General features: G+C 72.4%; 6 protein-coding genes and 1 pseudogene. 5 read left to right on the forward strand and 2 right to left on the reverse strand.

The window, feature by feature from the left end:
• Positions 1-1,474 (forward strand): annotated as a pseudogene (locus tag D471_RS34035) (tetratricopeptide repeat protein); the annotation flags it as partial.
• Between the two features lie 74 nt (positions 1,475-1,548).
• Positions 1,549-3,648: an acyltransferase family protein gene (locus tag D471_RS0111890; protein ID WP_017598824.1), complete on the forward strand. Its 2,100-nt coding sequence runs from the start codon at positions 1,549-1,551 to the stop codon at positions 3,646-3,648.
• 85 nt (positions 3,649-3,733) lie between these two features.
• Here D471_RS0111890 and D471_RS0111895 read toward each other — a convergent pair whose 3' ends face one another.
• Together D471_RS0111895 and D471_RS34040 are read right to left on the reverse strand one after the other, a co-directional pair.
• Entirely contained in the window at positions 3,734-4,783 is a 1,050-nt protein-coding gene (locus D471_RS0111895; RefSeq protein WP_083924204.1) for a hypothetical protein, read from the reverse strand.
• A 261-nt stretch (positions 4,784-5,044) separates the two neighbouring features.
• On the reverse strand, positions 5,045-5,707 hold the full coding sequence (locus D471_RS34040; protein ID WP_152486283.1) for a hypothetical protein: 663 nt from the start codon (positions 5,705-5,707) through the stop codon (positions 5,045-5,047).
• Positions 5,708-6,485: 778 nt separating this feature from the next.
• Between D471_RS34040 and grpE the strand changes: the two genes are divergently transcribed.
• The 3 genes from grpE to D471_RS0111915 all read left to right on the forward strand — a co-directional run.
• On the forward strand, positions 6,486-7,091 hold the full coding sequence (grpE, locus tag D471_RS34045) for a nucleotide exchange factor GrpE (protein ID WP_020380397.1): 606 nt from the start codon (positions 6,486-6,488) through the stop codon (positions 7,089-7,091).
• Positions 7,092-7,104: 13 nt separating this feature from the next.
• Positions 7,105-8,733 (forward strand): Hsp70 family protein, encoded by a 1,629-nt coding sequence (locus tag D471_RS0111910; protein WP_017598826.1) that lies wholly within the window; start codon positions 7,105-7,107, stop codon positions 8,731-8,733.
• Positions 8,734-8,798: 65 nt separating this feature from the next.
• A partial coding sequence (locus tag D471_RS0111915; protein WP_026127642.1) for a hypothetical protein occupies positions 8,799-10,287 on the forward strand: 1,489 nt, incomplete at its 3' end.

Raw genomic sequence — 10,287 nt, forward strand, 5'->3', positions numbered from 1 at the left:
CCACACTCGTTGGGAGGCCATGCGGGAGGCCACCTGGGAGGCCGCCGCGCTCGCCCTGGAGATGGGCGACCCGTTCGCCTATGGTGTCTCCCAGCTCGACCGCGCCGAGGTGGCCAGCGGCCACGGCGACCACGACGCCGGACACGAACGCGCCCTGACCGCGCTGTACGTCCTGGAGCAGCTCGCGGGGGTCGACCCACGCTGGTCGGCACGTGCGCGGCGCTCGGTCGGGGTGAACCTGTACCGGAGCGGCGACCTGGACGACGGCCGAGCCGAGATCGAGGAGGCCGTCAAGGTCTTCGCCGAACACGACGACCGCTGGTGGCAGGTCCGGGCGCTGTGCAACCTGGCCGAGGTCGACCGCTTCCAGGGGCACCTGGAGCGCGCCTACGACTTCCTGGTCCTGGCGCAGGAACTGCTCGTGGGCTCCCAGGACGTCCCCGAGCAGTGGGCCCGGGTCCAGTTGCAAAAGGGCGAGGTGCTGCGGCTACGCGGGTTCGCGCTCAACGCCTGGTTCGTGTTGGAGGACGAACGGGAGCGGATCGCCCACCTGCCCCACGGCGACTGGTACCACGCCCGCTACCTGCGTTCCCTGGGCCGTCTGTCCACCAACGAACTCAACCGGGAGGCCGGGGCGTGCGAACTGCTGCTGAGTCCCGACCGCGGACGTGAACGGCGACGGCTGACCGCGCGCGACCCGCGATGGCCGAGCCGGCAGCGGGCCCGGGTCGCCGAGCTGTTCGTCGACGGTGACGAGGCCTACGCCGAACGGTTCGCCGAACCGCCGCCCCCGTCCGGCCTGTTCCGTCGGCGCCCGCGGGTACGGGACGCCTGGCAGGCTTCGGAGCAGATCTCCCGGTTGCTGGCGGCGGAGCGGGCCTTCGCCCAGCTCGGTGACGCCTGGGGACGATGGCGCACGTGCCTGGTGCTGGGGGAGACCCGGATGGCCCAGGACCGCGGGGTCGGCAAGGAGGAGATGTTGCGGGCCGCCGCGGGCTTCCACGAGTTGGGCGACAAGTGGTGGCATGCCCGCGCGCACCGGCAGGCGGCGGAGGCGCTCCAGCAGGCCGGTCGGTTGACCGAGGCCGAGGAGCTGGCACGGGTCGCGGTCGAGGGGTACGGGGGGCTGCGCCACCGTTCCGGACAACTGCGGGCGATGAAGCTGCTGGCCGCGACCCTGACCGACCGCGACCTGCTGGAGGCGTGGCGGACACTCAGAAAGGCGGCGGACCTGGCGGAGGAGGGCGTCCGTCTGGGGGTGGTACCAGACTCGCTGCTCCAGGAGATCCGGAACCAGCTGAGCGTCACCGAGAACGGCCTGAACTACCCCCAGGGCACGAACCCCGCCCCGGGCCGGGAGCGGTCGGAGGGACGTCGGGGGGACGCCTCGGGCGGAGAGGGCCCGGCCGGTCCCGACAGCTCCCGAAACCGTGAACGGGGAAGGGAACACGGACCCCGGAAGTCCATTGGGTGAACTCCGGACTGAGGTTGCGCCAACGCCCACCGTGTCGGCTTTGTCCACAGTGAAGGCAACGGCAACATAACGGAATGCGCCCGAACCTCGTGTGGCGTCCGACGCCACGAACCACCCCCCGGCCGAGTGACGGGGCCGGACACACACCGCCCGCGGCCGCGCCGGGCGGCCGCCGGTTCCGCCCCGAGGTGCAGGGGTTGCGCGCCCTGGCCGTGCTGCTGGTCCTCGTCTATCACCTGGACCCCCGTCTGCTCCCGGGCGGCTACGTCGGCGTCGACGTGTTCTTCGTGATCTCCGGTTTCCTCATCACCTCGCTGCTGTACCGCGAGGCCACCGGAAAGGGCCGTGTCGCGCTCGGCCGCTTCTACGTGCGACGGGTCCGACGGCTGCTGCCCGCCGCGACGGTCGTGCTCGTCGCCACGGGGGCCGCCTCACTCGTCCTCCTCCCGCTGCCCCGGCTCGCCGACACCGCGTGGCAGCTGGTGGCCTCCGCCGCCTACGTCGAGAACCTCTACCTGGCCGACCAGGCGGTGGACTACCTGTCCGCCGAGGCACCTCCCAGCCCGGTGCAGCACTTCTGGTCGCTGTCGGTCGAGGAGCAGTTCTACGTGGTCTGGCCACTGCTGTTCGCCGTGTGGGCCCTGGCCCGGCGGCGTCCGCGCGCCGGTACGGGGTTCTTGGTCGTGGTCCTCGGCGCCCTGTTCACGGCGTCCCTGGCCGCCTCGGTCCTGCTGGCCGTGGAGGGGACGGCCGCGGCGTACTTCCTCCCCACGACACGGGCCTGGGAACTGGCCGCCGGAGGGCTGCTCGCCGTGGGGCTGGCGCGGGGCGGTCCGCCCTCCTGGCTCAAGCTTCCCTTGGGATGGCTCGGGCTGGCCGCCATCGCCGCGTCCGCCGTGTTCTACGACGCGGGCACGGCCTTCCCCGGATGGGCGGCGGCCCTTCCCGTCCTCGGCGCCGTCGCGGTGATCGCGGCCGAGGACTCCCCCGGTCGTCCGGCCGCGTCGGCGTTGCTGAGCACGGCCCCGGCCCGCTTCGTCGGGGACGTGTCCTACTCGCTGTACCTGTGGCACTGGCCGCTCATCATCCTCACCCTCGCGGTGACGGGGCGCGAGCGGTTGGGGGTGCTCGACGTCGTGCTCGTGGCCGCGCTGTCCCTCCTCCTGGCATGGGGCACGAAAGCGTGGGTGGAGGATCCCGTGCGCGACCGCGGCCTGGTGCCCGACGGGCGCCGGGCACTCGTCGTCGCCCTCGCGGGGCTGCTCGTGGTGAGCGCCGTGGCCGCCGCGGGCCTGGTGCGGGTGGAGCGTTCCGGATCGGTGGTGTTCGATCCCGCCGTGCACACGGGGCCGGCCGCGATCGACAGGCCGGTGCCCTCGTCCGGTGAGCTCATGTACCCGACCCCGCTGGACGCCGCCGAGGACCTGCCCGCGGTCTACGACGACGGCTGTCAGGCCTCCCAGGACGACACGACTCCGGACACCTCGTGCGTCTACGGTGTCGAGGACGCCGACCGGACGGTCGCGGTCGTGGGCGACTCGCACGGCGCGCAGTGGATCCCGGCGCTGGAGGAACTGGCGCTGGAGCGCGGCTGGCGGCTGGTGGTGTTCACGAAGTCCGCGTGCGCGTTCACGGACACACTGACCACGCGGGGGGAGGCACAGCCCTACGAGGAGTGCCGGACGTGGAACCGCGCCGTGGTCGACGAACTCATCGACCTGCGTCCCGACATGGCGATCACGAGCTCGTCGGTGATGGCGGACCCCGCCGACGCCGTGTCTTCGGGGGACGCCCAGAACATGATGGCCGAGGGCATGAGCCGGCTGTGGGACCGGGTGGGCGCGGCCGGGGTGGACGTGGTCATGATCCGGGACACGCCTCGCACGCGTGAGGACGTCCTGGAGTGTCTCACCGCCAACACCGACGACCTGTCCCGGTGCGACCGGTCCGAGGAGGAGGCCCTGGAACTCGACGACCCCCAGGAGAGAGCCGTCCGGATGATCGACGGCCACGCCGACCTCATCGACCTCAGCGACCGGTTCTGCGTGGCGGGCACGTGTCCGGCGGTGGTGGGGAACGTGGTGGTCTACCGGGACTCCCACCACATGACGGGCACCTACTCCCGGATGCTCAGCGCGGATCTGGGGGAGCGCCTCGACGCGGTGTTGGACTGACGCGAACGCCTGTCCCCGGCCCCGGGAGCGGGCGGATCGCCGTCCACCCGCTCGTACGGGCCGCCGTGGCGTGGGTCGTGGTGGCTCAGGGGCCGCCGTCGACCTCGCTGTCCTCGGTGGCCCGGAGGGTGTCGGCGGTTTCGGGGAAGATCCCGCGGAGGCGACTCGCGACCTCGGTGAAGCCGCCGCGCTCGAGGACGCGCACCTGATCACGCGCGAAGGCCGCGCGCTCGTCCGCGTCCTCGGCGGAGTCGATGAGGCCGCGGAGGATGGCCACCTGGACGTCCTCCTCCACGGGGTGGGGGCTGGGAGCGTCGTCGGCGGGCCACCAGTAGCTCTCGTAACCCTCGCCGTCGACGTCACTGCCCGGTCCGGGCGGCGGGGGCAGGTCGGGCCCGTCGAAGGGGGCGAGTTCCTCGTAGTCGGCGGCGTAGTCGGGCTCGTCGGCTCCCACGAGGTCGACCGACGGCGCGCGCAGCGGGGGCGGGAGCTCGGACAGGTCCTCCTCGGCCGCGCGGATCGCCTCCCGCAGCGCGCGGTCCTTACGGAGGGCGGCCATCCGGCACAGCCGTTCGACGTCCTCGTCCGGGAGGCGTAGCCGCACCTCCTCGGCCCACACGACGATCCCGGCGCCGGTGACCGCCCGCTCGACGGCCAGGAGCGCCCCCAGCTCGCATTCGGCCAAGCCGTGGTCGACGGGGGCGACCTCCCGTGCGAGCTCGGCCGCCCGGGTCACCACGGCGTGTACGGCCGGACCGGCGGGGGGACGCAGGCGCAGGTCCACGTGGCCGTCCCAGCGCCAGTGGACGACGGCGGAGAAGTCGAACCGGTGGTCCTCGACCGCGCTGGGCAGCGCGACCGTGCGCACCCGCGTGCCCGGAGCTTCGACGTCGGCGGACCCTCGTGCGGTGGGTACCCCTCCCCCGGGCACGGAGGCTTCCGAGGAATCGGGGCCGGAGACAGCCGCCCCGGAGGCGGCGAGGCCGGGACGGACCAGGACGGCGCCCACCACGAGGAGGACGGCCGGTATCCACAACAGGGTCCACGGAGATGGCAGGAGGTAGGCGACGACGCAAAGGACGGCGAGCGCGACCGCGGCGGCGACCAGGACACGCGGACGGAGGACGGGGGACACGTGGAACGTCTCCTCTCGCGGTACGGCGTCGGGAATCGGGCTCGCGACCGGGGGATCAGCGCGGTGCCGCCCCCGACAGTCTGCCCGAGTCCCTGACCGGTCGGGGCGGGAACGGCGCTCCGGCCCGGGTGTGGAGCGATACAGCGGTGCCCTGGACGCCCCGTCCCGCACCCGGAATCCGTCCCGTGTGCCCCCGCACGCCCCCCGGCGGGCGGGATGTTCGGGATCGGCGTGTCTCCGCGGCCGTGTAGCCCTGTGGTGTCATCGGGCGTCCGGCACCTGCCCAGGTCCGGTTGGCGGCTGACCCGGTCCCGTCGGGGGCCGCTGCCGCCCCGAGGCCTGCGGGAAACCCGGAGGAGCGTGCCCGCCGGGAACCGGTCCCGGCACGGTGCCGCCCCCGGACGGACCCCACCGGGGAGGGGCGGTGTACGGCTGGCCCGTGGCCCCCGGGGGTGCTCCGGTTCCCCGGGGAGCGCCGACCGGCGGCCCCGAAGTCCTTCCGCGGTCCAGGACGATCTCGACGACGCCGAACACCACCACCGCGAGGAGCACCAGGAAGGTGAACCAGAACCCCACACCGGTGGTGGTCTGGATCGTGGCCATCGACACGTCCACCTCGGCTCCGGACGACATCTCCTCACGGGCGCCCGCGTGGGTCACCGCCTGGTTGACGATGACGAGCACGAGCGCCAGACCCGAGGCCGCCGTGGCCGCCACCGAGCGCAGGAACGGTCTCGGCAGCACGGCGCTGGTGACGGCGCCCGCGACGACCAGGAGCAGCGGGAGCAGCGCGAGTACCCGGACCCCCGGCCGCAGGTCCTCGCGGTCGGCTTCGGAGAACTCCCCGGCCAGGGATCCGTCGATGCTCGGCAGGCCGTTGAAGGCCAGGTCGTAACCGCTGTAGCTGATGGCGAGGTCGCCCATCACCCCACTGCAGGAAACCGTGAAGAACGGCATGGAGAAACAGAGGAGGACAAAGGCGAGTCCGCTCGGGCTGATCAGTCTCCTGGGCCATGAGGTCGGGGACACGTGGATTCTTTTTCCTCTCATCGCCCGAACCCTCCGGGCACGCGTCAGGGGGTGGGGGCGGAGTGCGAGACCCCGCCCACCACTAAGGTGGCAGCCTTCACCTCCGCGATCAAACCGGCCTGTGGACAAGTGGATGGCCGGACCTTCGCGTGTTCGGCCTCTCCGCTCCGTTCCGGCCCCCGGAACAGTGTGCGAGCACGATCGGGTGAACCGGGGACGCCTCCCTCCGCGGGTGACCCGCACGTGCCCGACACCGTCCCGATGACCGCGGGTCCCCCTCCCTCTCCGGCGCCGTGCCCGAAACACCCCGCGAACAAAGACGAAGGGACCGTTTTCCAACGCCGGGCTCCAGGGAAACAGGAAAGCCCTTCAGCGGACGGTGTCCTCGCGCCTTCCCACGGCACCGCCTTTCTCCGATTTCGGTCGCACTTCTGGCCGGTTACGGCCAATGAACCGGCGCCCTCGCGAGGGGGATCATCCCAGGTCGAGACGTGCGTCCCCTGCCACCCCTACCGCGCGCGCGTATTCACCGCGTGAAACCCCGCCTCCGGGAGTATGCTCGTGCACGTCCCGGTCTTCTCCGGCCCCCTTCCGCCCCGATGGTCCGCCCGGCTCCCCCGGATACCGGCGCCGTCACGCGCGCCCTCGCACACCGTGGTGAAAGGCAGCATCGATGGAATCACCCGACGACGCCCCGGACGCCCGTCCGCCGCACCCGACGGACACCTCCGACCCGGTCGTCCCCGGCCCCGACGCCTCCGCCACGGTTCCCGTACCCGGCTGGGACCGGCTCTTCGCACGACTCACGGCCCTCGACGAACGTCTGGCCGGACTGGACGAGCGCGCCCGCCACCGCGAGTCGGTCATCGACCGGCTGCACGCCGAGAACCAGGAGCTCAAGTCGGGTGAGCGACGCGCTGTCCTCGACCCGGTGATCACCGACCTCATCCACCTGTACGAGCAACTCGACCGTGAGTCCTGCGGCCTGCGCGAGCGCGACGAGGGCCGCCTGGCCGACCTCCTGGCGAGCCTGGCCGACGACGCCCTCCTGGCCCTGGAACGGGTCGGAGTGGAACTCGTCGAGGCCGAGGCCGGCGACCCCTTCCAGTCCGACCTGCACCGCCCCCTGTCCACCGTCGACGACCCCGACCCCGAGCGCGCCCACACTGTCGCGCGCGTCGTCTCCCACGGCTTCCGCGACGCCGCCACCGGGCGAGTCCGCCGCAAGGTCCAGGCGCACTTCTTCCGGCACGCCGAACCCACCCCTGACCACCCCTGACCGGGAAGGGCCCATGACCACCTACGGAATCGACCTTGGCACCACCTACTCCTGTGTCGCCTCGGTGGACGACACCGGGCGCGCCGCCATCGCCAGGAACGCCATGGGCAACGACACCACGCCCTCGGTGGTCTACTTCGAGTCGGCGGACAACGTGGTCGTCGGCGAGGAGGCCAAGAACACCGCGATCCTTTTCCCCGAACAGGTCGTCTCCCTGGTCAAGCGGCAGATGGGCGAGTCGGCCGGTTACGAGTTCCACGGCCACACGCACACCCCGGAGACCATCTCCGCGCTGATCCTGCGCGAACTGGCGCGCGCCGCCGGGGAGCACGACCGCGGAACCGTCGAGGACGTCGTCATCACCGTCCCCGCCTACTTCGGTATCACGGAGAAGGAGGCCACCCGCAGGGCCGGGGAGATCGCCGGCCTCAACGTCCTGGACATCGTCCCCGAACCAGTCGCCGCCGCCCTGCACTACCAGAGCCTGGACACCGACGCCGGGGTCCGGCATCTGCTCGTCTACGACCTCGGCGGCGGCACCTTCGACACCACCGTCATCCGGGTCGAGGACAACGACGTCCGCGTGGTGTGCACCGACGGCGACCACCGCCTCGGCGGAGCGGACTGGGACGAGAAGCTCACCGACTTCCTACTGGAGCGCTTCGTCGCCGAGCACCCCGACCCCGACCCCGGCGGCGACGAGCAGTTCCTCCAGGACCTGGCCACGGCCGCCGAGCAGATCAAGAAGTCTCTGAGCACCCGCGAGAACGCCCGACACAACCTGCGGTTCGAGGGATCCGCCGTCCGGGTGGAACTCACCCGCGACGACTTCGAGGAGCTCACCTCCGACCTGCTCGAACGCACCCTGGCCATCACCGAGCGCACGATCGGGGCCGCCCGCGAACGCGGAGTCACCCACTTCGACGACGTCCTGCTCGTGGGCGGTATGACTCGCATGCCGGCCGTCGCCCGGACTCTGCGCGACCGGTTCGGGTTCGACGCCCACATACACGAGCCCGACCTCGCCGTGGCCAAGGGCGCGGCCCTGTTCGCTCTGGTCCGCCAGGTGAAGAACGTCATGGGGACGGCCGCCGACGGCGGCGACCGTGCGCGCCGGGCCGGAGAGGTGGCCGCCGCGCTCAACATCCCCACCGCTCAGGTCGAGCAGCTGGCGGACAAGTCGATCACCAGCGTCTCCCCGCGCGCGTTCGGTGTGAAGGTCGTCGACACCGACGACCCCGTCTTCGCCCGCGACCCCGACTCCGCACGCCGGTTCGTCAGCCACCTCATCCAGGCCAACGAACCCCTGCCGACCACGGCCCAGGACGGTTTCGCGACCGTGTCGGACCACCAGGAGTCGGTGGAGATCGACGTCTGGGAGCAAGCCGGTTCCGTCGCCTCCGAAGCGTTGGAGCACAACGCCCACATCGGTGACGCCCTGTTGTCCGGCCTGCCGAAGGGCCCCGCCGGCACACCGTTCCAGGTCGAGTTCCACCTCACCGAGACCGGTCTGCTGCGCGTGCGCGCCTGGGACCCCGCCAACGGGGGCGAGGTCGACTTCGACATCCAGATCGGCGGAATGACCGAGGAGAGCGTGGAGCGGGCCAAGAGCGCCGTCGCGATGATCCGCACCTCGGGGTGACATCCGGGCGGGGGACCGGGGAAGACGCGAGGGCGAAGGCGATACGAGAGGAGCGGCGGTAGGCGATGCCCTGGGACGGACAGGCCCGCAGACGGTACGAGGAAGAGGTCCTGGCCGCCGCGCGCGTGAACGGCGTCCCCGACGACCTGTTCACGCGCTACGGCATCGACGCCCGCCTCGAACAGAGGCTGCGCGCCTCCCCCGAGGAGTTCACCGACCACGTCACCGGGATGTGCGCCTACTGGCGGGGCCTCCAGGGCAAGCGCCGGGCCCTGCGCAGGGTCCTGGTCGACCTCGTGGCCGCGCACGGCCGACTGGACCGTGAGGGCGCCCTCACCCACGCCCACTTCCAGCGGGTCCGCCGTGAGGCCGTGGAGCGCGCCCGGCGGGAGTGGGCCGACATCGCCGGGAGCCTGACCACCGCGGTCCTGGACCGCGACACCCTCAGGTCGATGACCGGATCCGTGGGCATCACCGAAACGGAGGCCGAACGGACCCTGACCGACCGGGGTGTGCGGGTGGTCGACCACCTGCCCGAGCTACCCGCCGCACCGCCCATCCGCACCTTTCGCACCCTGCGCGACAACCTGCGCACCCGGGGCGTGGCCTTCTCCCCGATGGTGGTGTTCGGCGAGGAGCGCCTCGCACGGGGGTTCACCGTCCTGGACGGATTCCGCCTCAAGGGTGACGACGGCCGGGATCCCGGTGGGGAGAGCACCCTCAGCGACGCCGCGTTGACCGCCGCCGCCCGCCGCGTGCAGGTGGAAGCTCTGACCGACGGCAAGTCGGCGGCTGAGAACGTGCTCAGCATCCTGCGCGCGGGCGGTGACTCCTCCGTGCGTGACGCCCTCGTGCTGTGGGAGGTCGTCAGCGACCTGCGCGACCGCCCCGCCGCGCTCACCGAGACCGGCATGGTCAGGCACTGGGTGCGCCGGGGGTTGGACGAACACGAGGCCCTGCTGCTGGCCGCCGCCGTCCGCCGCAGCGACACCGGCGCCGACCCCGCGGCCCACGCCGAGCAGGACGTGCGTGCGCTGCTCGCCGACCACCAGTTGCGCCAGGCCCAGGCCGCCGCCGTGGACCTGCCCGGGGACCACGAGTTCCACGCCCGGCTGCGCGAGCGCGCGGACAGGGTCGAGGAACTCACCGCCGAGGCGGAGCGCCACCTGCGCTCGGACGAACGGGAGGAGGCCGCACGCGCCCTGGCCGCCGCCGTGGATATCGCGGCCGACGACGACGTGCTCGCCGCGCGGCTGGGCGAGGTGGAGCCGCTGCCGCCGCGCGGGGCCTCCGCCCGCGTGGACGGCCACCACGTGGTGGTGTCATGGCAGCCCAGCCCGAGTCTGGCGGGGTCGGTCACGTACCGGGTCGCCCGGCGGACGGGCCGTGGCGGGAGTGCCCGCGAGGTCGTGGTCGGCGAGGTGTCGGGCACCAGGCTGACCGACGACGGCATCCCGGTGGGCAGCGAGGCCCGGTACACGGTGGTCGCCGTACGCGGGGGACGCGGCGTCTCGACAGCCGTGTCGACTCCGGCGGGGATGATCCCGCCCGAGG

The sequence above is a fragment of the Nocardiopsis lucentensis DSM 44048 genome (assembly GCF_000341125.1).
Lineage (GTDB): Bacteria > Actinomycetota > Actinomycetes > Streptosporangiales > Streptosporangiaceae > Nocardiopsis > Nocardiopsis lucentensis.

Bases quoted from the DNA above. Each gene is read 5' to 3' on its own strand.
- grpE (WP_020380397.1), top strand. From the start codon at position 6,486: ATGGAATCACCCGACGACGCCCCGGACGCCCGTCCGCCGCACCCGACG.
- D471_RS0111910 (WP_017598826.1), top strand. From the start codon at position 7,105: ATGACCACCTACGGAATCGACCTTGGCACCACCTACTCCTGTGTCGCC.
- D471_RS34040 (WP_152486283.1), bottom strand. From the start codon at position 5,707: ATGGGCGACCTCGCCATCAGCTACAGCGGTTACGACCTGGCCTTCAAC.
- D471_RS0111890 (WP_017598824.1), top strand. From the start codon at position 1,549: ATGCGCCCGAACCTCGTGTGGCGTCCGACGCCACGAACCACCCCCCGG.